General features: G+C 58.3%; 25 protein-coding genes and 1 tRNA gene. 14 read left to right on the top strand and 12 right to left on the bottom strand.

The genetic code is table 11. From position 1 onward, the window contains the following. Nucleotides 1–487 precede the first annotated feature (487 nt). Nucleotides 488–1,243, top strand: coding sequence for a 3-hydroxyacyl-CoA dehydrogenase (locus AC2FFH_RS08590; protein ID WP_496779219.1), 756 nt, complete (start codon nucleotides 488–490; stop codon nucleotides 1,241–1,243). A 9-nt stretch (nucleotides 1,244–1,252) separates the two neighbouring features. Then, entirely contained in the window at nucleotides 1,253–1,804 is a 552-nt protein-coding gene (locus tag AC2FFH_RS08585) for a sugar O-acetyltransferase (protein ID WP_496844201.1), read from the top strand. Here the strand turns inward: AC2FFH_RS08585 and AC2FFH_RS08580 are convergent. The 3 genes from AC2FFH_RS08580 to AC2FFH_RS08570 all read right to left on the bottom strand — a co-directional run bounded on the left by AC2FFH_RS08580 (nucleotide 1,801) and on the right by AC2FFH_RS08570 (nucleotide 4,983). Further along, a complete protein-coding gene (locus AC2FFH_RS08580) occupies nucleotides 1,801–3,609 on the bottom strand; it encodes an ABC-F family ATP-binding cassette domain-containing protein (RefSeq protein WP_496844200.1) in 1,809 nt (602 codons plus the stop codon). The two genes, AC2FFH_RS08585 and AC2FFH_RS08580, sit on opposite strands and share 4 nt — an antisense overlap. Before the next feature lie 67 nt (nucleotides 3,610–3,676). Further along, nucleotides 3,677–4,411 (bottom strand): GNAT family N-acetyltransferase, encoded by a 735-nt coding sequence (locus tag AC2FFH_RS08575; protein ID WP_496767046.1) that lies wholly within the window; start codon nucleotides 4,409–4,411, stop codon nucleotides 3,677–3,679. A 98-nt stretch (nucleotides 4,412–4,509) separates the two neighbouring features. Continuing rightward, nucleotides 4,510–4,983: an outer membrane protein assembly factor BamE gene (locus AC2FFH_RS08570; protein WP_496844198.1), complete on the bottom strand. Its 474-nt coding sequence runs from the start codon at nucleotides 4,981–4,983 to the stop codon at nucleotides 4,510–4,512. Between the two features lie 84 nt (nucleotides 4,984–5,067). On the opposite strand from AC2FFH_RS08570, the gene AC2FFH_RS08565 reads away from it, so the two are divergent. From AC2FFH_RS08565 to AC2FFH_RS08530, 8 genes are all read left to right on the top strand, one after another. Continuing rightward, nucleotides 5,068–5,604, top strand: a complete 537-nt coding sequence (locus tag AC2FFH_RS08565) for a YceD family protein (RefSeq protein WP_058274498.1) — start codon at nucleotides 5,068–5,070, stop codon at nucleotides 5,602–5,604. 206 nt (nucleotides 5,605–5,810) lie between these two features. After that, nucleotides 5,811–6,017, top strand: coding sequence for a 50S ribosomal protein L32 (rpmF, locus tag AC2FFH_RS08560; protein ID WP_037316137.1), 207 nt, complete (start codon nucleotides 5,811–5,813; stop codon nucleotides 6,015–6,017). Between the two features lie 24 nt (nucleotides 6,018–6,041). Then, on the top strand, nucleotides 6,042–7,130 hold the full coding sequence (gene plsX, locus AC2FFH_RS08555; RefSeq protein WP_496723236.1) for a phosphate acyltransferase PlsX: 1,089 nt from the start codon (nucleotides 6,042–6,044) through the stop codon (nucleotides 7,128–7,130). A 21-nt stretch (nucleotides 7,131–7,151) separates the two neighbouring features. Continuing rightward, entirely contained in the window at nucleotides 7,152–8,123 is a 972-nt protein-coding gene (locus tag AC2FFH_RS08550) for a beta-ketoacyl-ACP synthase III (RefSeq protein WP_109311337.1), read from the top strand. A gap of 96 nt (nucleotides 8,124–8,219) precedes the next feature. Continuing rightward, nucleotides 8,220–8,522 (top strand): integration host factor subunit alpha, encoded by a 303-nt coding sequence (gene ihfA, locus AC2FFH_RS08545; RefSeq protein ID WP_496723238.1) that lies wholly within the window; start codon nucleotides 8,220–8,222, stop codon nucleotides 8,520–8,522. 18 nt (nucleotides 8,523–8,540) lie between these two features. Further along, nucleotides 8,541–9,173: a MerR family transcriptional regulator gene (locus tag AC2FFH_RS08540; protein WP_496779226.1), complete on the top strand. Its 633-nt coding sequence runs from the start codon at nucleotides 8,541–8,543 to the stop codon at nucleotides 9,171–9,173. 61 nt (nucleotides 9,174–9,234) lie between these two features. Continuing rightward, nucleotides 9,235–9,311 (top strand) — tRNA-Pro (locus AC2FFH_RS08535). Between the two features lie 61 nt (nucleotides 9,312–9,372). Beyond that, entirely contained in the window at nucleotides 9,373–10,452 is a 1,080-nt protein-coding gene (locus tag AC2FFH_RS08530; protein WP_496844197.1) for a 2'-deoxycytidine 5'-triphosphate deaminase, read from the top strand. Between the two features lie 52 nt (nucleotides 10,453–10,504). Here AC2FFH_RS08530 and AC2FFH_RS08525 read toward each other — a convergent pair whose 3' ends face one another. From AC2FFH_RS08525 to argS, 6 genes are all read right to left on the bottom strand, one after another. Further along, entirely contained in the window at nucleotides 10,505–10,675 is a 171-nt protein-coding gene (locus AC2FFH_RS08525) for a hypothetical protein (RefSeq protein ID WP_158541293.1), read from the bottom strand. A 63-nt stretch (nucleotides 10,676–10,738) separates the two neighbouring features. Beyond that, nucleotides 10,739–11,395: an SMC-Scp complex subunit ScpB gene (scpB, locus tag AC2FFH_RS08520; RefSeq protein WP_496723244.1), complete on the bottom strand. Its 657-nt coding sequence runs from the start codon at nucleotides 11,393–11,395 to the stop codon at nucleotides 10,739–10,741. Beyond that, nucleotides 11,388–12,182, bottom strand: coding sequence for a segregation and condensation protein A (locus AC2FFH_RS08515; RefSeq protein WP_113789426.1), 795 nt, complete (start codon nucleotides 12,180–12,182; stop codon nucleotides 11,388–11,390). Before AC2FFH_RS08515 ends, scpB begins: the two co-directional genes overlap by 8 nt. Beyond that, nucleotides 12,172–13,179: a beta-N-acetylhexosaminidase gene (nagZ, locus tag AC2FFH_RS08510; RefSeq protein WP_496738383.1), complete on the bottom strand. Its 1,008-nt coding sequence runs from the start codon at nucleotides 13,177–13,179 to the stop codon at nucleotides 12,172–12,174. The genes AC2FFH_RS08515 and nagZ overlap by 11 nt, the downstream gene beginning before the upstream one ends. Further along, nucleotides 13,176–14,288: an SPOR domain-containing protein gene (locus AC2FFH_RS08505; RefSeq protein ID WP_496844196.1), complete on the bottom strand. Its 1,113-nt coding sequence runs from the start codon at nucleotides 14,286–14,288 to the stop codon at nucleotides 13,176–13,178. The genes nagZ and AC2FFH_RS08505 overlap by 4 nt, the downstream gene beginning before the upstream one ends. A gap of 39 nt (nucleotides 14,289–14,327) precedes the next feature. Further along, nucleotides 14,328–16,073 carry an arginine--tRNA ligase gene (gene argS, locus AC2FFH_RS08500; protein ID WP_496844195.1) on the bottom strand — a complete coding sequence of 582 codons (1,746 nt, stop codon included), beginning with the start codon at nucleotides 16,071–16,073 and terminating at the stop codon, nucleotides 14,328–14,330. Between the two features lie 131 nt (nucleotides 16,074–16,204). Here argS and AC2FFH_RS08495 point away from each other — a divergent pair, with 131 nt between their 5' ends. Beyond that, nucleotides 16,205–16,756: a putative pterin-binding protein gene (locus AC2FFH_RS08495; protein ID WP_496844194.1), complete on the top strand. Its 552-nt coding sequence runs from the start codon at nucleotides 16,205–16,207 to the stop codon at nucleotides 16,754–16,756. On the opposite strand, the gene AC2FFH_RS08490 is transcribed toward AC2FFH_RS08495, so the two are convergent. Beyond that, entirely contained in the window at nucleotides 16,757–17,899 is a 1,143-nt protein-coding gene (locus AC2FFH_RS08490) for a deoxyguanosinetriphosphate triphosphohydrolase (RefSeq protein WP_496767039.1), read from the bottom strand. A 76-nt stretch (nucleotides 17,900–17,975) separates the two neighbouring features. Here AC2FFH_RS08490 and AC2FFH_RS08485 point away from each other — a divergent pair, with 76 nt between their 5' ends. Next, on the top strand, nucleotides 17,976–18,299 hold the full coding sequence (locus AC2FFH_RS08485; RefSeq protein WP_058277565.1) for a HesB/IscA family protein: 324 nt from the start codon (nucleotides 17,976–17,978) through the stop codon (nucleotides 18,297–18,299). Between the two features lie 60 nt (nucleotides 18,300–18,359). Next, complete coding sequence (xth, locus tag AC2FFH_RS08480; protein WP_496767038.1) at nucleotides 18,360–19,139, top strand: exodeoxyribonuclease III; 780 nt, start codon at nucleotides 18,360–18,362, stop codon at nucleotides 19,137–19,139. Between the two features lie 4 nt (nucleotides 19,140–19,143). Here xth and AC2FFH_RS08475 read toward each other — a convergent pair whose 3' ends face one another. Both AC2FFH_RS08475 and dksA read right to left on the bottom strand, forming a co-directional pair. After that, nucleotides 19,144–20,295 carry an FAD-dependent monooxygenase gene (locus AC2FFH_RS08475; protein ID WP_496844193.1) on the bottom strand — a complete coding sequence of 384 codons (1,152 nt, stop codon included), beginning with the start codon at nucleotides 20,293–20,295 and terminating at the stop codon, nucleotides 19,144–19,146. Nucleotides 20,296–20,365: 70 nt separating this feature from the next. After that, nucleotides 20,366–20,788 carry an RNA polymerase-binding protein DksA gene (gene dksA, locus AC2FFH_RS08470; RefSeq protein ID WP_058274529.1) on the bottom strand — a complete coding sequence of 141 codons (423 nt, stop codon included), beginning with the start codon at nucleotides 20,786–20,788 and terminating at the stop codon, nucleotides 20,366–20,368. A gap of 372 nt (nucleotides 20,789–21,160) precedes the next feature. Here dksA and AC2FFH_RS08465 point away from each other — a divergent pair, with 372 nt between their 5' ends. Beyond that, nucleotides 21,161–22,006, top strand: coding sequence for an AAA family ATPase (locus AC2FFH_RS08465; protein WP_496767036.1), 846 nt, complete (start codon nucleotides 21,161–21,163; stop codon nucleotides 22,004–22,006). Nucleotides 22,007–22,041 lie beyond the last annotated feature (35 nt).

The raw sequence follows: 22,041 nt of genomic DNA, 5'->3' as shown, positions 1-22,041 counted from the left end.
ACCCGGGCATTGTTCGCCAGTGTAAGCTAGTGTTGATTCGAAATCTGACCGTGTTTGTAGCCGCTTCAAAAAACTGGGTGTCACGTGCGTACAATCACAAAGCGTCTGATAGTCGCCGGCGTTGGCTGCTATCCGCGCAGTTCTCGCATTGCACACATCCGTCGCAGCATACGCAGTGGTTACTATCATAGCTCCTATGAATGGAGAGGCCACCAATGCCGAAACAGTGGATTTCAGTTTAATTCGCATCACTTAGCTCCTTGCGCCTTAATACCCAGGTGCGTCAGGGTCTTCGGTTACACTGTGGGAGCCGCAAATGAAGCGCAGGTAAGTTCCCGCTAAAGATGCGTTAATGAAGGCTCGCCACAACTCGTTACAATGATCACGGCACTAGTTGTGACGATCTCTTGTCGTGAATATACAACATCTACCCAAGCCGCAAAGTTTAATGAGGCGGGAAAATGTCAAAATCTTGAGAGGTCGCCTAATGCAACTTTCAAATTCAGCCACAATTATCACCGGCGGGGCGTCGGGGTTGGGTGAGGCGACGGCTCGGTACTTCGCCGAACAAGGCGCGCAGGTCACGATCCTGGATCGCGACGCCGAGCGTGGCCCCAAGGTCGCCGAGGACATCGGCGGGCATTTCGTACAAACAGATGTAACCGATGAAGAATCGGTTGCGGCGGCCATCGAGCACGCTAAGGGCAAGATGGGCCGCATTACGGCTGCGGTGAACTGCGCCGGGATCGCATATGGGATCAAGACAGTCGGCAAGGATGGCCCCCACCCGTTGGACGCGTTTCAGCGCACAATCGACATCAATCTGGTGGGCACGTTCAACGTTTCGCGCCTGGCCGCAGCTGAGATGGCAAAGAATGATCCCGAACCGGACGGCGCGCGCGGAGTAATCATCAACACGGCTTCAATCGCAGCCTTCGACGGGCAAAAGGGCCAAGCGGCCTATGCAGCCTCGAAGGGCGGCGTCGTTGGCATGACGCTGCCGATGGCGCGTGATCTGGCCTCGACCGGAGTGCGCGTAATGACCATCGCTCCGGGAATTTTCATGACGCCGATGCTGGCGGGCCTGCCTGAAGAAGTACAACAACAACTGGCGGCAGATGTCCCCAACCCTGCCCGCCTCGGCGATCCGAACGAATACGGGCGGTTGGCGGGTTTCATTGTCGAGATGGGCTACTTGAACGGAGAAGTCATCCGCATCGACGGCGCCCTTCGTATGCGTTAAGCCTGTCCCATGACAGAGCGGGAAAAGATGCAGTCCGGGCAGTGGTATAACTGCCTGGACCCGGAACTTGAGGCGCTGCGCACCCGTGCCCGGCTTGCAGTCCACACGCATAACACCTGCCCTCCTGATGCCCGTGGTGCCATGGCACCCGAGCTGCGAGCGTTGTTCGCAGGCGTCGGGCCAGGCTGCTTACTCGAGGCTCCGTTTCATTGCGCCTACGGGCTTAACATCCACTTCGGCGCGCGGGTCTATTTCAACGCGGGCTGCGTGATTTTGGACACCGCTCAGGTTCGGATCGGTGATGACACAATGTTTGGCCCACACGCACAGATCTATTGCGCGCAGCACGCCAAAGACCCCGTTGAGCGTGCAAAAGGTTTGGAAATCGGGATACCGGTGACCATTGGCCGAAACGTCTGGGTTGGCGGAGGTGCCATCGTGATGCCCGGCGTCACCATCGGCGACAACGCCATTATTGGCGCAGGCAGCGTTGTGACCAAAGACGTCGCGGCCGGAGAAGCGGTTGTCGGCAACCCTGCCCAACCGTTGACGCGCCCCTAAGCGCCCTCGGCCTTTTCCTCAAGCACCAGCCACTCTTCTTCTGCGGCGGCCAGTTTCTCTTGCCGTTCGACCAGCGCCTCGGTCGCCTTCTGGAACTTGACTGGTTCACGGGTGAACAGCTCAGGATCTGACATAAGCTCTTCCAGCTTGCCGATTTCGGCCTCTAGGCGGGCAATCTCGGCAGGCAATTTCTCAAGCCGATGCTTTTCCGAGAAAGATAGTCCTGATTTCGGCTGCGCCTCTTGCTTTTGCTTTGACTTCGAAGTCTTTGCTTTTTCAGCTTTCTTTTCCGCTACGTCACCCCGTTGCGCGATGTAGTCCGACCAACCGCCCGCATAAACGGTCGCGCGGCCATTGCCCTCCATCGCAATCGTGGTGGTGGCAACGCGGTCCAGAAAATCCCGATCGTGGCTGACCAGCAGGACGGTGCCGTCATAGTCGTCGAGCAGTTCCTGCAACAGGTCCAGCGTTTCAACGTCCAGATCGTTGGTCGGTTCGTCCAGCACTAAAAGGTTCGAGGACTTGGCCATCAGTTTCGCCAACAGCAAACGCGCTTTTTCCCCACCTGACAATGACTTAACAGCGGCTCTTGCTTGCGCATCATCAAACAGGAATTCCTTGAGGTAACCAACCACGTGCTTGGGCTGACCCCCAACCATCACTTGATCCGCTTTGCCTGACACCCGCATTTCGGGGTCCCCGGTCAGGCTGTCCCACAGGGTCATTTCGGGGTCCAGCTGCGCGCGGGCCTGATCGAACACCGCAATCTCAAGGTTGGTGCCCAGCGTCACCGTCCCCTCATCGGGCTGTTCCTGTCCGAGCAACATCTTAAGCAACGTCGTCTTGCCCACACCGTTGGGCCCGACAAAAGCCACGCGATCCCCACGTTGTGCCAGAAGATCAAAGTTTCTAACGATCTGATGCGTGCCAAAGGTCTTGGACAAACCCTTGGCTTCAATCACTTTTCGCCCAGACTTTGGTCCGCCTTCCAGCGACATTGCCGCTGATCCCTGACGCTTGATCTGCGCAGCCTTTTCAGCGCGCAAAGCCTGCAAAGCCCGCACCCGGCCCTGATTTCGCTTGCGCCGTGCACTGATACCTTCGACAGCCCATTTGGCCTCGGACTTGATCAGACGATTCAGCTTGTGACGCTGCTGATCCTCTTCTTCCCAAATCTTGTCGCGCCAGGTTTCAAAAGCCTCGAACCCTTGCTCCTGCCGCCGTACCATGCCGCGGTCGATCCACAACGTCGCGCGGGTCAACGCGCGTAAAAACGCACGGTCATGTGAAATCAGAACAAAGGCTGCTCGGGTCGATCCCAGTTCGCGTTCGAGCCAGGCAATTGCTTCGATATCCAGATGGTTCGTCGGCTCGTCCAGCAGCATCAGGTCTGGCGCTTCGGCCATCAGCTTGGCCAATGCCGCCCGGCGACGCTCGCCACCCGAAGCGGTTTCAACCGGGCGGGAGGGATCGAACTTCAGCCCCTCGCCCGCGCGTTCGACCTTGTACAGCTCACCCGGTTCCAATCCGCTGGACGCGTAATCGCCCAATGTCGCGAACCCTTCCATGCCGGGGTCCTGCTCCATGTAGCCAACAGATTTTCCGGGCGGCACCACGATGTCACCCTGATCAGGCTCGACCAGACCTGCCATGACTTTCATCAGGGTCGACTTTCCCGACCCGTTTCTCCCAACCAAGGCCACGCGGTCGCCCGGCTGAACCACCAGGTCCAGCCCCGAAAACACCGGATCGCCCCCGAAAGTCAGGGATATGCCGGACATCTGCAACAAAGGAATTCTCGCCATGCCGCCAGCTAAACCGGTGGGCACAAGGCGTCAACGTCCCTGTTTCACCTTTTCGAAAATACTCAATCTAGCGGACCACTGCGCGCAGCAACCGTTTACGGGCCGGGGGGATCGCTCCGATCTCAAGCCCGGTGAATACATGCAGCGTATTCATATGCCGATCCACCACCGCATGGTCACTGACCCAGCCGCCCATCATCAGATAGGTGCGCAACAATGGAGGCATCCGCGACATCGCCTTTTTAACGTCAGGCCTGCGCCGCAAGCGAGAAGCAAACTTGAATACATCGGGGGCCTTGACCCGCGGCAACCAACGCTTTGGCGCCAAATGCCGTTGCTTCAACATGGCAAAAGCGTCCAGATACTCGACCGTTTCGGTTCCTGCAAAGGATGAACAGCCGAACAACATCTTGACGTTGTTCTCGTCCACGTAATTGGTCATCGCCCCCCAGGCGACCCGCAGGATATCAGGGTCTGTCCATTCCGGGTGAATGCAGAAACGGCCCATTTCGACCATGCGGCCGTCGAACCCTTTGAGTGCAGACAGATCATAGAACTGGGCAGAATAACTGCTGTCAACCTCGGCCCCGTGCTCCATTGTCAGCATTCTGAAACAACACACCAGCCGTCCATCGGAGCGCGAATCTTCAACAAGGATATGCGCGCAGACCGGATCAAATTCATCCCGGTCAATCTGATCCGTCCCGAATGCCAGAGTTCGCAGTTTCTGCGCCGCCGCCACATCCTGAGGGGACTGCGCCAAACGAGCCCGGTATCTGCCCTTGCCCAGCAATAATGCCATGGTCGCATCCTCCGCGGTTGCTGACCTGCTTCATGTTGCAACGGTTCTACCACAGAACATGTGACTGTCCTGTGACCGTCGCAAGAGGCAGTGCAGACTTAATTCGCGCCCGGAATGTTCGCAGGGTTGAAGTTGCCGATATTGCCCAGCAGCTGGCGCAGGAAGCCACGGTTCTGAACGCTGGATTCGGTCACGCGGCGGTCCAGTACCACCACATATCCATCCTCAAGACCAAAACGTTCTATGTTCCGCACAACACCACGCTGGTCAAAGCTGATCGCAACCAGTTCGCGCGACACCACTTCGGGGCGCTTCGGACCGTAGTGGCGCACGCGAGAGCGGACATAGTAAAAACCCGAATCCTTCACCAGCCCGGCAGAGGTGGGCGCTCCGATTGATTCAACAACGCTGTCGCGGGTATCGACGCCCACTTTGATCTCAGCCAGTTGGTCAGCCGGCGGGACGTATCCGTGATTCTTGAAGATTGGCGTGCAAGCGCCAGCCGCAACCAAACAGGCCGCAAAGACAAGCCTTTTGGACGCCGGTTTCAACCTGTTCACAACCTTCAACATTTACATCCTCTTGCCTTGGGACCTTGCGGACCCTATCCGATTACATAAACCGCAGCCCCGGTTCAACACACGAAAGGGTCACGAATGACGACTAATACATCTCTGCGGGTGGCCGACCTGCCCCAAAACGCGCCCACGCCGTTTGATCTGCGCCCCGATAGCAAGGGCCTGGACGCGATCAAAACCGAACTGGGATTGTTGGGCCTGCGCAAGCTCAGCTTTGTGGGTGACGTAAGGGCACAAGGTAAACGCGATTGGATTCTTGCCGGAAAACTGGGGGCGACGGTGATTCAACCCTGTGTCGTGACGCTTGAACCCGTAACCACGCGCATCGATATTCCTGTATCACGGGTCTATCTGAAAGACTGGCAAAACCCCGACGAGCCTGAATTCGAAATCCCCGAAGGCGATGAGACCGAAGCGCTGGGCGCGGAAATCGACCCCGCATCGGTGATGATTGAGGCGCTGTCGCTTGCCCTGCCCCAATACCCACGGAAGGACGGCGCAGAATTGGAACAGGCCGGCTATACTGAGCCGGGCAAACAGGCGATGACGGACGAAGACGCAAAGCCCTTTGCCGGACTGGCGAATTTGCGCGATGCTTTGAAAAAAGACGAGTGACATAGGTCTGTTTTCCTGTCATAGCAGGCCTCCAGAAAAATCGCTTGAACATGCCGAGAATCGCAGTATTTTCGCGCGCTCAACGGAATTTGGGTTGGACATTGCGGGGCCCGTCCCCTAAACGCGCGTCAAACCACTAGAAAAACGAAGAATGAAACCCGGCCAGCAGCGAATCTGCTGACCCTTAATAGACAAAGGTTGAGACCATGGCTGTCCAACAGAACAAAGTTTCCAAGTCGCGCCGCAACAATCGCCGCGCACATGACGCTCTGGTTGCTGCAAACCCGAACGAATGCGCAAACTGTGGCGAACTGAAGCGCCCGCACCACGTCTGCGCGTCCTGCGGCCATTATGATGACCGTGAAGTCGTCGCTCAGGCCGACGAAATCGACCTGGACGAAGACGCGGCCTAAGCCTCATAACTCGTAGGCCAAGGCATGACGGAACAGCCCACGCAAACCGGACGGATTACCATCTCGGTTGACGCTATGGGCGGAGATTCGGGGCCCGCGACTGTTGTTGCGGGCATTGCCAAATCGGCAAATAAGAACCCCGATATCGCCTTCGTTCTGCACGGGCCCGAGCAAAAGCTGCGCAAACTTGTCGCCAAACGGCGTGTCCTGCAGGGACGCGTCGTTTTTCGTGATTGCCCTGACGTAGTCACGATGGAGGACAAGCCCAGTCAGGTCGTCCGCAGCGGCAAGCAGACGTCAATGTGGTCGACACTGGAATCAGTGCGCAAAGGCGAAGCCCACGGCGCAGTTTCCTGCGGCAATACCGGCGCGCTGATGGCACTGTCGATGATGCGTTTGCGCAAATTGCCAGGTGTGAACCGCCCGGCAATTGCGATTCTGTGGCCGTCGCGCAACCCGCAAGGGTTCAACGTAATGCTGGATGTCGGCGCCGATGTGCGGGCCGACGCCAAAGATCTGCTGCAATATGCGCTGATGGGGGCGTCTTATGCCCGCAACGGCATGGCGCTGGATCGGCCCCGGATCGGTTTGCTGAATGTCGGCACCGAAGAACACAAAGGTCGGGCCGAACTGAAAGAAGCCCACGCGATGATCACGGAATTCGCAGAGCAGGCGAATTTTGACTTCGTAGGCTTCGTGGAAGGCAGCGACATTCCCGGCGACAAGGCGGATGTCATTGTTACCGATGGCTTTACCGGAAACGTCGCGATCAAAACCGGCGAAGGCACGGCCAGCCTGATCGGTGATCTGTTGCGCGAGGCCTTCAAATATTCCCCCCTGTCCCGGCTCGCATCGGTTTTGGCCATCACCTCGCTGCAACGGTTGAAGAAACGCATCGACCCACGCCGCGTGAATGGCGGTGTCTTCCTTGGCCTCAACGGAACCGTGGTCAAATCACATGGTGGCGCAGATGCCACCGGAGTTTCGGCGGCGATCAAACTGGCCTTTACCCTGGCCGAGTCGGGTTTTGCCGAAAAATTGGCGGCACGGGTTGCATCGACAGCCCAGCTTGCACAAGATGCCGCGCACGTACCGCCAAAGGCGGGCGAATAACAATAAAGGCAGTACCCCCAAATGGCAGGCCGTTCAGTTGTTGTAGGTGTCGGACACTATTTGCCAGAGCGCATCGTTCCGAACTCTGAATTTGAAAAGACGCTAGATACGTCGGACGAGTGGATCAAAGCTCGCTCGGGAATCGAACGCCGCCACTTTGCTGCTGATGGCGAAACCACGTCCGATCTGGCGACCAACGCTGCCTTGGCCGCCCTGGCCGATGCTGGCCTGAAGGCCGAGGATATCGACGCCATCATTCTGGCGACATCAACGGCTGACCTGACTTTCCCTTCTGCCGCGACGATGGTGCAGGCGCGCCTGGGCATGACCCATGGATTCGCGTTTGACGTGCAAGCCGTCTGTGCTGGCTTTGTCTTTGCCCTCAGCAACGCCAACGCTTTGATCGTGTCCGGTCAGGCCAAACGTGTGCTGGTCATCGGCGCCGAGACGTTTTCGCGCATCATGGATTGGACAGATCGATCCACCTGTGTGCTGTTTGGCGACGGTGCCGGCGCGTTGATTCTTGAGCTGCAGGACAGCGAAGGAACCGCGCAGGATCGCGGCATTCTTTCGACCGACCTGAATTCTGACGGACGCTACAAGGATTTGCTCTATGTCGACGGCGGTGTGTCGACCCAATCGACTGGGCATCTGCGGATGCAGGGCAATCAGGTGTTCCGCCACGCGGTCGAAAAGCTGGCGAAAACTGCAGAAACCGCCCTGGGGCGTGCCGGTCTGACCAACGCGGACGTCGATTGGATCGTGCCACATCAGGCCAACATCCGCATCATTCAGGGCACTGCTAAGAAAATGGGCCTGCCGATGGATAACGTCGTCGTAACGGTCCAGGATCATGGCAACACGTCTGCCGCATCGATTCCTCTGGCCCTGTCAGTGGGCAAACAACGGGGCCAGATCAAGACCGGCGATCTGATCGTGACCGAGGCTATCGGTGGCGGCCTGGCCTGGGGCGCGGTGGTTCTGCGCTGGTAACCGGCGCAAAACGGCTTACACAGCCTCGTGCAATTCATTGATATTGACAGCGAATTTGCCATCACCATATTCTCTTATATCAACAGGGGAAATGGTATGGGCGATAAAACACTGACGCGAATGGATCTGAGCGAGGCTGTTTTCCGCGAGGTTGGCCTTTCACGTAATGAAAGTGCGCAGCTTGTCGAAAGCGTCTTAAACCACATGTCGGACGCACTGGTCCAAGGTGAACAGGTCAAGATTTCATCGTTTGGTACGTTCAGTGTTCGGGACAAAACCGCCCGCATCGGCCGTAATCCAAAAACCGGCGAAGAGGTGCCAATTCAGCCTCGCCGCGTCCTGACGTTCCGCCCGTCGCACCTGATGAAGGATCGCGTCGCCGCAGGGAATCGCAAGTAAATTCGGGACGAAACGGTCATGAGCAAGTCCCCCGACGCCTTTCGCACAATAAGTGAAGTTGCGGACTGGTTGGGCGTTCAAGCTCATGTCCTGCGCTTCTGGGAAAGCCGTTTCAGCCAGGTAAAACCCGTCAAACGCGCGGGTGGCCGCAGGTATTACCGGCCAAACGATATGCGCCTTTTGGGCGGTATCAAGAAACTGCTGCACGAGGACGGGATCACCATCAAAGGTGTCCAGCGCATCCTGCGCGAACAAGGCGTGGCCTATGTGTCCTCGCTGTCGCCCAGCCTGGATGAGCCCGCTGCGCCTGAAAGCGCCCCGGCAGACGACACTGTTGTCGTGCCCTTTTCCGCCAAGCCTGCCACGCCCAGCAATCAGATCGATCTGGACCTGGGCGAACCGGCCCCGATGGCCAAGACGACTGCGCCGGCTGAACAAGCCCCTCAAGCTGAGACGCCCCCCCAGCAATCAAAAGCAGAGCCACCTCAGCCCGCGCCCGAGTATCTGGATGAAGCCCCCTTGATAGGCGGAATCGCCACACAAGCGTGGGAACGGACCGATTTTGACGACGACCTCCTGCGTCGGATCGCGCCTATCGCCAAGGACTTGCGCGCTGTCATCAACCGAATTGAGAACCGGTCGGCAGGATAAGAAAAAAGGCGATGATTTCCTCTTGCCCCTGCCGGGAAAGTCTTTATGAACACCTCAACGTCGGGCTATGGCGCAGCCTGGTAGCGCGTCCGTCTGGGGGACGGAAGGTCGCAGGTTCGAGTCCTGCTAGCCCGACCAAATCACACCGACGTTTATGGCAGACAGGCCAGATCCCGCTCTGGCAACAGAGGGGATCGGAATGACAGGTGTATGCCCAAACCAACAGATCGAGGCAATGATCGGCCGCAGAGAGATCACCGCAAGCCCCGAGGTTATCCCGGCACAAATCCAACCCGCTAGCCTTGATTTACGTTTAGGTACAGTTGCTTACCGGGTCCGCGCCTCATTCCTGTCGGGCGAAGGACGCACGGTCGCAGATCGTTTGGCCGAGTTTGAGATGCACCGCATCGACATTACCGACGGCGCAGTGCTGGAAAAAGGCTGCGTCTATCTGGTGCCGCTGATGGAATCACTGGCCCTGCCCGCCGATACCAGCGCGGTGGCAAATGCCAAAAGCTCGACAGGGCGGTTGGATCTTCTGACACGTACAATCACCGATGGTGGCACCGAGTTTGACCGCGTACCAGCAGGCTATACCGGGCCGCTTTTTGCCGAGATCTGTCCACGCTCATTCTCGGTTCTGGTTCGACCGGGCATGCGGCTGAACCAGATTCGCTTTCGTCAGGGTCAGGCAGTGCTCAGTGACGCGGAACTGACCGCGCTGCACAACGACTCGCCACTGGTCGACGGACCGGCAGTCATTCAGGATGGGCTGGGGTTCTCGGTCGATCTGCAATTACCCGACACTGATCTGGTTGGTTATCGGGCCAAGCCGCATACCGGTGTGATCGATCTGGACCGGATTGGCGAATACGATCCACAGGAATACTGGGAAGAAGTGCGCACCACCGATGGTCGCATCATCCTTGACCCCGGCGCATTCTACATCCTGGTCAGCCGCGAAGCAGTCCACATCCCGCCCATGTATGCGGCTGAAATGGCCCCCTATCTTGCAATGGTCGGCGAGTTCCGGGTGCACTATGCCGGATTCTTTGATCCCGGCTTCGGTCACGCCGCAGCGGGTGGGGCTGGATCACGTGGCGTGCTGGAAGTCCGCTGCCACGAAGCCCCCTTTGTTCTGGAACATGGGCAGGTCGTCGGGAGGCTGGTCTATGAGAAGATGGCCGAAATGCCCACGCAGCTTTACGGTGCGGGTATCGCGTCAAACTATCAGGGACAGGGGCTGAAACTGTCCAAACACTTCAAGGCTATTGGTTAACACTTCTTGAACCGGCGCATATGCGCTTCACGCGCTGCGCCGGGCTTACCTGCTAGGCTTGACGATTGCTGTCGTCATTTGTGCCCGAGTCATGAGGCACAGCCGATCTTTGTTTCGGCTTTCCCATCCGGCCCGCCACATCAAAACCCTTGTCGATTCCTTTGTTGACGACCCGCCGCATGATCTGGCGGATGATCATGTCGATGATGCGATTCATATTCATTGCTCAACTCCTCAGCTTGGCCACAACATAGGTGATTCCAACGGCAACAAAAGAGCCAAGTTATCACTCTTCCTCGAACAGCTCGGTCTGGTCCTCATCTTCGCTGTCATCACGCCCCTCGCCCAACGGCATCGTGCCCGGGGGCGGCCGGTTTTCAAGTAACCCAGCAGCCCGCAATTCCTTGAGCCCCGGAAGATCGCGGGCGTTTTCCAACCCGAAATGATCCAGAAACTGTGGCGTCACAACAAAGGTGACCGGACGGCCGGGTGTCATCCGGCGACGGCCAAGACGGATCCACTCCATTTCCAACAGTTGATCGATTGTACCGCGCGAGACCGAGACGCCCCGGATCTCTTCGATTTCAGCCCTCGTACAGGGCTGATGATAGGCGACGATGGCCAGCGTTTCGATGGCGGCGCGGCTTAGCTTGCGGGTTTCGACCGTTTCCTTTTGCATCAGAAAACCCAGATCGGGCGCAGTGCGAATGGCCCAGGCCTCACCCACGCGCACAACACGGACGCCCCGGCCCTCATACCGTTTCTGAAGAATTTCAACCGCTTGCGCCGCATCGCTTCCATGCGGCATCCGCGCCTCAAGATCGGCGACCGTTACCGGCTCGGCACTGGCAAAAAGCACGGCTTCGACCATGCGTTCCTGTTCCGCCAGGGGTGGCGCTTCGAACAGGGTGCCGGTGCCTTCGTCTTGCGGTTCGTCAGTCACGTGTGTCAGTCCTTTTGCGCAAATGGATCGGAGCAAACGTCTCGGTTTGCTTCATCTCCATATGTCCTTCTTTCACCAGTTCAAGCGAGGCAGCAAAGGTCGCTGCAGTGGCCGAGCGGCGACGCACCGGGTCAGCGTCCCAGCCCTCGGGCAGATAGGATTCCATATCCGTCCAAGCTCCGGCAAACCCGATCAGCGGGCGCATCCGCTCTAGCGCCTGTTCCATTGTGAAAACTGAATCGCGGTCCATAACAAAGGGGCGGAACTCGTCACGAGTTCGGATACGGGCGTATCCCTGCATCAGATCCAGCAGCGTGGCAGAGTAGGTCACGGTGCGAATACGGGTGATATCCTCACCCTGCCCGCGTTTAAAGAAATCGCGCCCCAGTTGATCACGGGCCATGAGACGCGCGGCTGAGTCGCGCATGGCTTGCAGGCGTTCCAACTGGAACGCCAGGTGCGCGGCCAGTTCTTCGCCCGAAGGACCATCATCATCCGGGTCCGGTGGCAACAAAAGCCGGGATTTGAGGAAGGCCAGCCATGCGGCCATGACCAGATAGTCTGCCGCCAGTTCAATCCGCAGCGCGCGGGCCTTTTCCACAAAGGACAGATACTGCTGCGCAAGCGCGAGAACCGAGATTTTCCGAAGGTCGACCTTTTGGGTTCGCGACAGGGTCAACAATACATCCAACGGGCCTTCGAACCCGTCGACATCAACAATCAACGCCTCTGCCGCAAGACGATCCGCGACCGAGGCCGGGTCTTCGCTAAAGAGATTATCGTTCATATACCTGCCTGCCCATTAGGGCAGATAGTTCAGCCTCAGTCGCTTGGATGTCAAGTTCCACAGGCTTCTGTCGCATCGACAACGCCTTTTCCGCGCGCTTTTGTGCCTGCGCGGTCATTTCCCCGGCGGCTTCCAGCACCTTGGCGCGCGCGTCCAACGTTCCGTTACAGTGCAGAACCACGTCGCACCCTGCGGCCAGTGACTGACGCGCAATGTCTTCGGGCGCGCCACTCAGCGCTTTCATCGAGATATCGTCAGTCATGATCAGACCGTCAAAACCGATATTGTCGCGGATCAGCCCGATCATCGCAGACGAAATTGTGGCCGGTTGCGGATCAATCCGATCGTAAACCAGATGCGCCGTCATCCCCATCGGCAGATCGTTCAGCGCCCGAAACGGTTCGAAATCCGCTTGCTCCAGCTGGTCCTGTGTCAGGTCCACATGCGGCAGGTCATGGTGGCTGTCCAGCGTTGCCAATCCATGCCCCGGCATGTGCTTGAGAACTGGCAACACACCCCCATCCAGATGGCCTTTGGCAACCGCGCGCCCAAGAGCTGAAACCCGTTTGGGATCAGAGCCATAACAGCGGTTCTTCAAAAACGCATGGGTATCGTCGCGCGCCAAATCGACCATCGGGGCGCAGTTGCTGTCAATGCCAAGCTCGAATAGCTCTTTTGCGATCAGTCGATACCGCAGGTACATGGCGCGTTCCGCCTGATCCCCTGCGCGGCCCACATGATCCAGGGGCGGCATCCATTCGCGTGCCAATGGCGCGCGCAGACGCTGCACACGGCCACCTTCCTGATCGATGGTGATAAGGCAATTGCGCCCTACGGCATCACGAAAGTCATCGCATAGGGCGCGAACTTGTTCAGCTGTATCAATGTTGCGCGCAAACAAAATGAACCCGAATGGGTTCATCTGCTGGAATAGTCTCTTTTCCTCTGACGTCAGGCGCAGCCCTTCGGCATCGGTGATCGCAGCGCCGAATGTCACCGAACGGCAACCGGGATACAGTCTGCACCTTGTGCGACCAGAGCGGCACAGAACTGACGCGAGTCGCTCAGGTCATCAAACCCAAGAACACGCAGACGATAGAATGTCCGGCCGCCACTTGAGGTTTTCTGGATAACACGTTGTTTTCCATCCATATACTCACCAAATCGGCCATTCATGCGATCCCATTCCGCGCGAGCCACATCCGAGCTTTCATACGCACCCAGCTGGGCCATGCGCGTGCCTTTGGACAGGGTATTCGGATCCACGTCCACCCCAACGGCAGCTTTGACAGCGGCGTTGATCGCAGCTTCGGTACTGCTGTTGGATGAAATCCCGCTTGGCGTCGCTCGGGCTGGCCGCGTGGACGGACGCAGGGACCGGCGAACACCGGGCAGCGCCGCCAGTTCCGGGTCCGGCAATTGTGCGGCCAGATCAGCAGGATCAATGGCGGGCTCTTCCTCGGGCAGTGCCAACGAGGCGAGTTGTACGCCCTGCTCTGCCGGTTCATTCGCTTTCGCCGCCCCACCGGCCAATTCGGCAACCAAGGCATCGACTGTATTCTGGCGCAGCTGCGCGGCCTCTTGATCCGAGATCTCTTCTTCGACGACATGCACGGCCTGCGTCGGCTTCAGCGGTTCAACTGGCGTATCTTCGTCTGTCAGCGAAACCGGGCGCGGCGCGAGGATCAGGCGATCTGCTGGCGGCGCTGCCGTTCCAACGGCTGCCACGGCATTGACGGCCAGACCCTGGTGATCGGCCGGGGTGCCGCCGGGGTTTTCCGGCTGAATGCGCATTGGCCCTTCGATGGCGCGAACAACAGGCACGCCACTAACGTCGCGCATCACCAGTTTGAAGCCCCAGACGCCGATCCCGGCGACCAATGCCAGCGACGCTACTGCACCCATGACGTTGACGATACGGCCCAGCCCTGCCCCTCGCGGAGCCTGTTCATAACCATAGGAGTCGTCGGGATACTCATACCCATCCTCAGGATGTGGCTGATTCGTGTAATGCATATCCTCAGGGCGCATCTGCCCCGAGTAATCGTAACTTGCCATGTCCGCCTCACCGCCCGATTGCGCCTTAAAAAGTGGCGCGCGGGTCATTTCTTGCCTACCTCGTACCGGCGCGTCGGGCGGTGTTAGTTACCGCATCTCCTGCGCCGGAGTGACGCCAAGAATACCCAAGCCCGCTGAAATCACAACAGAAACGGCCCGGGCCAATGCGATTTTTGATTGGCTTGTGGCAACATCGCCATCCTGAATGAATCGCAGTTGGGTTTCATCGTTGCCCTTGTTCCAGAGCGCGTGGAAATCGCCAGCCAGTTCATACAGGTAAAAGGCAACCCGATGCGGTTCATTGGTGCGCGCGGCGATTTCGACCAGACGCGGCCATTCAGCCAGTTTTTTGGCCACCGTCAGCTCTGAGGCATGGTCGATCTTGCCCAGATCAGCACCCTTGAGGGTCGCGTCATCCGTAGCGATTTCCGCCTCGGCAGCCCGGCGCAGCACGCTCATGACACGGGCATGGGCGTATTGCACGTAGAACACAGGATTCTCGCGGCTTTGTTCCAGCACCTTGTCGAAATCGAAATCCAGCGGCGCATCGTTCTTGCGCGTCAGCATGACGAAACGGGTCACGTCCGGGCCAACCTGATCGACCACATCGCGCAGGGTGACAAAGTTCCCTGCCCGCTTGGACATCTTGAACGGCTCGCCATTCTTCCACAGCTTTACCAGCTGCGTCAGCTTGATATCTAGCGGCACCTTGCCATCGGACAGCGCGGAAACAGCCGCCTTCATCCGTTTTACATAGCCTCCGTGGTCTGCACCAAACACGTCGATCAGTGCATCAAAGCCACGGGTCACCTTGTCATAGTGATAAGCGATATCCGGGGCGAAATAGGTCCAGCTGCCATCCGATTTCTTAACCGGGCGGTCGACGTCATCGCCATGCTCGGTCGATTTGAACAGGGTTTGCTCGCGCGGCTCCCAATCCTCGGGCTTCTTGCCTTTGGGCGGCTCAAGCACACCTTCGTAGATCAGGCCCTTGTCAGTCAGTGACTGTAGTGCCGCCTCGATCTTGCCGGTGCCGTAGAGCGACTTTTCTGAGTAGAACACGTCCATCTCGACACCCAGCGCCTTCAAGTCCGCGCGGATCAGATCCATCATCGCGTCGGTCGAGAACTCGCGAAGCTCTTCCAGCCATTCGCCTTCCGGCTTGTCGATCAGGCTGTCGCCGTATTTCTCTTTCAGCGCCTCGCCGATCGGGATCAGATAGTCACCGGGATAGAGACCTTCGGCAATCTCAGGGCTCAGACCGTTGGCCTCACGATACCGCTCATACGCGGACCGCGCCAATACATCCACCTGCGCGCCGCCATCGTTGATGTAGTATTCACGGGTCACGTCATGGCCCGAATACGCCAACAGGCTCGCCAGGGCGTCGCCGAACACGGCACCACGTGTATGGCCCACATGCAGCGGGCCTGTGGGGTTCGCGGACACGTACTCTACGTTCACTTTCTGGCCATGCCCCATGGACGAGCGGCCATAATCAGTGCCCTGTTCCAACACCGCTGCCAACACACCTTGCCACACCGATGCCGCAAGCCGCAGGTTCAGGAACCCCGGCCCGGCCACTTCAGCACTGGTGATCCGGTCATCCGCCGCCAGCTTTCCGGCTAACACGTCGGCAATGTCGCGCGGCTTCATCTTGGCCGGTTTCGCCAGCACCATCGCGGCGTTGGTTGCCATGTCGCCATGCGCTGCATCACGCGGCGGTTCGACCGCTACGTTGTCAAAACTCAGCCCCTCGGGCAATGCGCCTTCGGACTGCATCTGTGCCAGCGCGTCCAGCACGAGGCCGCGGATCTCGGAAAACAGGTTCATTTCGGATGTCCTTTTGCTTGCCCGGCGGTTTACCACGCAAGGCGGCAAGGTCAATGGAAGCGATCAGTTTGGGCTTGGATTAGCGGTAGACTCAGCTAACGTCGGTGGAAATTCAAGCCGGAGACACTCCTATGCGCCTTGCCCTGCCAATCGCCTTTGTTTTGACTTCTGCCCTGCCGCTTTGGGCCGACATGCCTGAACCGCAAGGCCATGTACTTTTGACCCTTGGCGGAGCGATCACGGAAACCAACCTGCCTGCCCGCGGCGAAAACGATGGCGGTCTGCTGGGATACTTGGAGGTTCAGCACGACGGGGCCGCCGGCTTTGATGCGGCCATGTTGGACGGTCTGGAACAGGTTGAATTCACTATTCCTTACGGCCCGGAAGACAATCAGAGCGACATCGCCTTTTCCGGGCCACGCCTGTCGGACCTGTTGATCATGGCCGGGGCCGAAGGAAAAACCGCCAAGCCAATGGCCATGGATGGCTATCAGTCTGAAATTCCTTGGGACAGCATAACCGCCCATCAACCCATCGTCGCGACACACGCCGACGGTGCGCCGATGGGTGTTGGCGGCTACGGCCCCACTATGATCGTCTTCCCCCCGACCGATGACCCCGACCTGGCCGCCGAACAGTCGGGCCAGCAGGTCTGGGCGTTGGCTTACATCGGGGTCGAGTGATCAGGCACCAGCCAGCCTTGCGTGATCCTGCAGGGCAAATCGGTCGGTCATGCCTGCAATGTAGTCCGAGACAATCCGCGCCAGCGCTGTTTCATCGCTGGCCGCCTCAATATCCTCATGCCAGCGCGCGGGCATCTGTTTCGGATCGTTCATGTAGATTGGGAACAGATCTTCCACGACTTTGCTAACCTCGGCGCGCACATCCATGACGCTGGGCGCGCGGTACATCTGCTTGAACAAAAAGGCGCGGATTTCCCTGAGTTGTGCCCACAAACCGCCCGAGAACTGGATGACCGGATAACCAAGATTGCGAATTTCCTCGACGGTCTCCGCGCCCGAACTCGTGATCAGCCCACGCGACGTGACAATTACATCGGAAACCATGACGCCGAAAACACGGCGCAGCGCCTCATGCCGGCGCCGATAAGAATCCAAACCCGGATATCTCCGATCCACCGCGGCATAGCAGTCACCGACGATAGGCAATTGCCCGATTTCATCATCCGTGAACAGACCCGCCCTCAACCCGTCCAACAGGTCATGGTTGTTATAGGCTATGTCATCCGAAAGGGCGGCAACTTGTGCTTCGGCACTGGCATGAGTGTAAAGCTCAAGATCGAAACTCGCGTTGCACTCGGCCAGTGCCCACGGCAAATCACCGGTGACCGGCCCGTTATGCTTGGCGATCCCCTCTAGGCACTCCCATGTCAGGTTGCATCCGTCAAACTCGGCATAGTGGCGTTCCAGCTTCGTGACGATGCGAATGGCCTGTGCGTTGTGGTCAAATCCGCCGTAAGGCTCCATGAGCGCATGTAGGGCATCTTCGCCGGTATGTCCGAACGGTGTGTGTCCCAGATCATGCGCCAACGCCACGGCCTCGGTCAGTTCGCCGTTCAAGCCCAAAGCTCCGGCGATTGTTCGCGCGACCTGTGCAACTTCGATAGAATGGGTCAGGCGCGTGCGATAGCTGTCGCCCTCGTGCTCAACAAACACTTGTGTCTTGTGCTTAAGCCGCCGAAACGCGCTGGCGTGAATGATCCGGTCCCTGTCGCGTTGAAAGCATGACCGGAAACTGCTTTCCTCCTCTGGCACAAGCCGCCCCCTGGCGCGGCCTGGGTTCGAGGCAAAACCCGCTATGTTCAAAGGCCTTGTCCTTGTCGCCTGTCCTTGCACTTTCTATATTGTAAGGCGTAAAGGAAATAAACCTTTGGAGTTTGGCATGAATCTGCCCCCCACAGTTACAGAACGCGCCTTTGAACGTCTCGCCGAGATCGGTGCAGCCGATCAGGGACAAGCCCTGCGCGTCGCAGTGGAAGGCGGCGGATGTTCCGGATTTCAATACGAAATCGCACTGGACGAACCGAAAGAAGACGACCTTGTGCTGGAAGGCAAAGGCCAGAAAGTGATCGTCGACGCGATTTCGTTGCCGTTTCTGGAAAACGCGGTGATCGATTTTACGCAGGAACTGATCGGCGCGCGGTTTGTGATCGAGAACCCCAACGCAACCTCTTCCTGCGGCTGCGGCACTTCATTTTCAATGTGAGCTTGCTCTGCCCGCGCGGTTAAGGGATAGATCAACCGGCAGCCAGCCGGAGGATCGCGCATGAAAATCGCCACGTTCAACATTAACGGCATCAAAGCGCGGGCCGAAGCCCTGCCCCGTTGGCTGGATGACGCGCAGCCGGACGTTGTGCTGCTGCAAGAAATCAAGTCGATCGACGAGAATTTTCCCCGCGAGCTGTTTGAAGAGCGCGGTTACAACGTCGAAACCCACGGGCAAAAGAGCTTCAACGGCGTGGCGATCCTGTCCAAGCTGCCACTTGAAGATGTGACTCGGGGCCTTCCTGGTGACGACGAGGACGAACAGGCCCGTTGGATTGAGGCGACCGTCATTGGCAAAAAAGCCCTTCGGATCTGCGGTCTGTATTTGCCGAACGGTAACCCGGTGCCGGGTCCGAAATACGAATACAAGCTGTCCTGGATGGAGCGGCTATATGACCGCGCGCGCGATTTGCTGACGAGCGAAGAGCCCGCGCTAATGGCTGGGGATTACAACATCATCCCGCAGGCCGAAGACGCAAAACGTCCAGATGCATGGCGCGAGGATGCTCTGTTCCGGCCGGAAAGCCGCGCCGCGTTTCTCAAGATCCTGAATCTGGGGTTCACGGAAGCGTTCCGCGCCGTCACCCAAGGTCCTGAGCATTATTCGTTCTGGGACTACCAGGCCGGTGCCTGGAACCGGAATGACGGGATCCGTATCGACCATTTTCTTCTTACGCCGCAGGCCGCCGATCTGTTGCGCGATTGCAGGATTGATGCCGAGATTCGCGGGCATGAAAAGCCCTCGGACCATGTCCCGGTCTGGGTCGACTTGGACCTGTGAAACCTCAGGCCGTCGCGTCGTAGCTGTATATCCAGTCGTATTTCCGAGACAATCGTGGCCCGACCGCCATCAGAGCCGCCTGTGCGGCCAACCGCATCGGGCCGCGCAGGTGGAAATTTCGGGCATTGGCACCAGCCGCAGCCACCACGCGCTGCGCCCTTCGGTGACGGCGGGTTTCATAGGTGGACAGCGCCTGCTCTATCCCGGATTGATCATCAAAAGATCGGGCCAGGACCCACGCATCTTCAAGCGCAAGACAGGCACCCTGCGCCATAAAGGGGAGTGTCGGGTGAGCCGCATCCCCTAACAATGCAATGCGCCCGTTCTGCCAGCGTTCTGCGACGGGTCGCAGAATCAACGCCCAGATGTGGGGTTCCTGTACCTGCCCCAGAATTTCCCCGACCACGCCGCCAAAGTCGGAAAATCGAGCGCGCAGTTCCTCGGGGTCGCCGCGTCGGCGCCAGCCTTCTTCCTGCCAATCGGATCGTTCCTCGATCGCGACAACGTTCATCAAAGTGTGATCGCGCAGAGGATACGTGACAACGTGCCGGCCCGGCCCCATCGTCAGAACGGCGCGCGGTTTGGGATCGCGACGCGCCCAAGGAATCGTCGCGCGCCAGGCCACCTGATGGGTGAATTTTGGTGCTTCGGGCCCGTTCAGGTCTGCGCGGATCGTGCTTCGCCCACCGTCGGCGGCAATCACACAATCAACGTGCCGGTCTGTTCCATCTTCCAGAATAATCTCGGATCCGGAGGGATGTTTGCGCACCTGCGCAACTCGTGCGCCCAGTCGAAACTCGACACCGTCCCGAAGCGCTGCTTTGTGCAGCAATCCCAGCAGGTCAGCACGATGGTAGTAGTAGGTCGGTCCAGCGGCCGGTGCCGGTATCTCACTGACAGATCGCCCTGCCCGATAGTCGCGCAACACCGTTCCGTGGGACCGCTGGCCCCCCTCCGGCGTTTCACCGACAACGTTCAGAGCACGCAGTACGACCATTCCGTTGGCGCTGATCTGCAAGCCGGCGCCGACCTCGGTCAATTCGGCTGCCTGCTCAAAAACCACGACCTGAGCGCCGCGTTGCCGCAACGCCAGAGCGGCGGCGATCCCACCGATACCACCACCGATGATGCCAAATTTCAGACCGTTGATATTCATATCACTGGCTTAAAGCAAAAACGCCGGAGCAAAAGACCCCGGCGTTTGAGAATTCTGATTTTTCCAGCGATCAATCGTCGCGGTGGACCTTTTCGCGGCGCTCGTGGCGTTCCTGCGCCTCTAGCGTCATCGTCGCAATCGGGCGCGCATCAAGACGTTTCAGCGAAATCGGGTCGCCCGTCTTCTCGCAATATCCGTATTCGCCTTCGTCGATCCGACGCAGGGCCGAGTCAATCTTGGCCACCAGCTTGCGCTGGCGATCACGTGTCCGCAGTTCCAGCGCACGATCAGTTTCCTCGCTTGCGCGGTCTGCGACGTCCGGAATGTTGCGAGTGTTGTCCTGCAGCCCTTCGATCGTATCGCGGCTGCCTGCCAAAAGTTCAGTTTTCCAATCCAGCAGCTTACGACGAAAATACTCTAACTGCTTGTCGTTCATGAATGGTTCGTCTTCGGCTGGACGATAATCCTCTGGCAGAAATACTTCCTGCTTCATTTTTGCTCCCTCGGTGTGGCCTGCAACGCCGGTCACCTTTGCTTCACCTGACATGCGGCAATCCCCTTCTGCGGAGCGTTTATCCGACAGCGGGGGGAATGTCACTATGGAAACTTAGCCCGGCTGCGTGCTGTTTCAGGTCGTCTAAATATGAGACTTTAAACAACAAATCCTTGTTTTTCTGTGAAAATTGACAGGCATTTTTGGGGCGTTCCCAAAATTGTCGCGCCCTACGTTGGCATCCGAATCAACCAAAGGCATTGGAGTCGCACGTCAATTTCGCCCTGCGCGACGCAGCGACCTGTCTTGTCAAATTTTTCACCCCGCTATAACCCCAAGGACACATGCCGCGCGATATTGAATGAGGGGCCCATGACCGCACGTTTCCAAGGTACAGCCGAATATGTTGCCACCGATGACCTGACAATTGCAGTGAATGCCGCCGTTACGCTGGAACGCCCCCTGCTGGTCAAGGGTGAACCCGGAACCGGCAAGACCGAACTGGCCAAGCAGGTTGCCGGTGCGCTGGGGCTGAAGATGATCGAGTGGAACGTCAAGTCCACCACCCGCGCACAGCAGGGCCTGTACGAATATGACGCGGTCAGCCGGTTGCGCGACAGCCAGTTGGGCGACGAGCGCGTGCATGACGTGTCGAACTATATCCGCAAGGGCAAACTGTGGCAGGCCTTTGAATCTGATGAGAAAGTCGTGCTACTGATCGACGAGATCGACAAGGCCGATATCGAATTTCCCAATGACCTGCTGCAAGAGCTCGATAAGATGGAGTTCCACGTCTACGAAACCGGGGACACCATCAAAGCCAAAATCCGACCGATTGTGATCATTACGTCGAATAACGAAAAGGAACTGCCCGACGCGTTCCTGCGGCGCTGTTTCTTCCATTATATCCGCTTTCCGGATGAGGCGACCATGCGCCGGATCGTCGACGTGCACCACCCGGGCATCAAGGATGCATTGCTGACCACAGCGCTGACCCAGTTTTACGAAATCCGTGAAACGCAGGGGTTGAAGAAAAAACCGTCAACCTCGGAAGTGCTGGACTGGCTCAAGCTGTTGCTGGCCGAAGACCTGACCGCCGAGGATCTCAAACGCGACGGGGCCAATGCGTTGCCCAAGTTGCACGGCGCGCTGCTGAAAAACGAACAGGACGTTCACCTGTTTGAACGTCTCGCCTTCATGGCACGCAGCAAACGCTGAGAATATTGAACACTTGGGGATCCCCGCTTGCCTTG

Source organism: Ruegeria sp. YTSC003 (assembly GCF_059609785.1).
The sequence above is the reverse complement of the archived record's forward strand: the minus strand, read 5'-3'. Positions and strand labels throughout refer to the sequence as shown.

Bases quoted from the DNA above. Each gene is read 5' to 3' on its own strand.
- AC2FFH_RS08590 (WP_496779219.1), top strand. From the start codon at position 488: ATGCAACTTTCAAATTCAGCCACAATTATCACCGGCGGGGCGTCGGGG.
- xth (WP_496767038.1), top strand. From the start codon at position 18,360: ATGAAAATCGCCACGTTCAACATTAACGGCATCAAAGCGCGGGCCGAA.
- argS (WP_496844195.1), bottom strand. From the start codon at position 16,073: ATGAACCTGTTTTCCGAGATCCGCGGCCTCGTGCTGGACGCGCTGGCA.
- AC2FFH_RS08530 (WP_496844197.1), top strand. From the start codon at position 9,373: ATGACAGGTGTATGCCCAAACCAACAGATCGAGGCAATGATCGGCCGC.
- AC2FFH_RS08540 (WP_496779226.1), top strand. From the start codon at position 8,541: ATGAGCAAGTCCCCCGACGCCTTTCGCACAATAAGTGAAGTTGCGGAC.
- AC2FFH_RS08475 (WP_496844193.1), bottom strand. From the start codon at position 20,295: ATGAATATCAACGGTCTGAAATTTGGCATCATCGGTGGTGGTATCGGT.
- AC2FFH_RS08525 (WP_158541293.1), bottom strand. From the start codon at position 10,675: ATGAATATGAATCGCATCATCGACATGATCATCCGCCAGATCATGCGG.
- rpmF (WP_037316137.1), top strand. From the start codon at position 5,811: ATGGCTGTCCAACAGAACAAAGTTTCCAAGTCGCGCCGCAACAATCGC.
- AC2FFH_RS08565 (WP_058274498.1), top strand. From the start codon at position 5,068: ATGACGACTAATACATCTCTGCGGGTGGCCGACCTGCCCCAAAACGCG.
- AC2FFH_RS08495 (WP_496844194.1), top strand. From the start codon at position 16,205: ATGCGCCTTGCCCTGCCAATCGCCTTTGTTTTGACTTCTGCCCTGCCG.
- AC2FFH_RS08465 (WP_496767036.1), top strand. From the start codon at position 21,161: ATGACCGCACGTTTCCAAGGTACAGCCGAATATGTTGCCACCGATGAC.
- AC2FFH_RS08505 (WP_496844196.1), bottom strand. From the start codon at position 14,288: ATGACCCGCGCGCCACTTTTTAAGGCGCAATCGGGCGGTGAGGCGGAC.
- ihfA (WP_496723238.1), top strand. From the start codon at position 8,220: ATGGGCGATAAAACACTGACGCGAATGGATCTGAGCGAGGCTGTTTTC.
- AC2FFH_RS08585 (WP_496844201.1), top strand. From the start codon at position 1,253: ATGACAGAGCGGGAAAAGATGCAGTCCGGGCAGTGGTATAACTGCCTG.
- dksA (WP_058274529.1), bottom strand. From the start codon at position 20,788: ATGAAGCAGGAAGTATTTCTGCCAGAGGATTATCGTCCAGCCGAAGAC.
- AC2FFH_RS08515 (WP_113789426.1), bottom strand. From the start codon at position 12,182: ATGAACGATAATCTCTTTAGCGAAGACCCGGCCTCGGTCGCGGATCGT.
- AC2FFH_RS08485 (WP_058277565.1), top strand. From the start codon at position 17,976: ATGAATCTGCCCCCCACAGTTACAGAACGCGCCTTTGAACGTCTCGCC.
- AC2FFH_RS08570 (WP_496844198.1), bottom strand. From the start codon at position 4,983: ATGTTGAAGGTTGTGAACAGGTTGAAACCGGCGTCCAAAAGGCTTGTC.
- AC2FFH_RS08575 (WP_496767046.1), bottom strand. From the start codon at position 4,411: ATGGCATTATTGCTGGGCAAGGGCAGATACCGGGCTCGTTTGGCGCAG.
- plsX (WP_496723236.1), top strand. From the start codon at position 6,042: ATGACGGAACAGCCCACGCAAACCGGACGGATTACCATCTCGGTTGAC.
- AC2FFH_RS08550 (WP_109311337.1), top strand. From the start codon at position 7,152: ATGGCAGGCCGTTCAGTTGTTGTAGGTGTCGGACACTATTTGCCAGAG.
- AC2FFH_RS08580 (WP_496844200.1), bottom strand. From the start codon at position 3,609: ATGGCGAGAATTCCTTTGTTGCAGATGTCCGGCATATCCCTGACTTTC.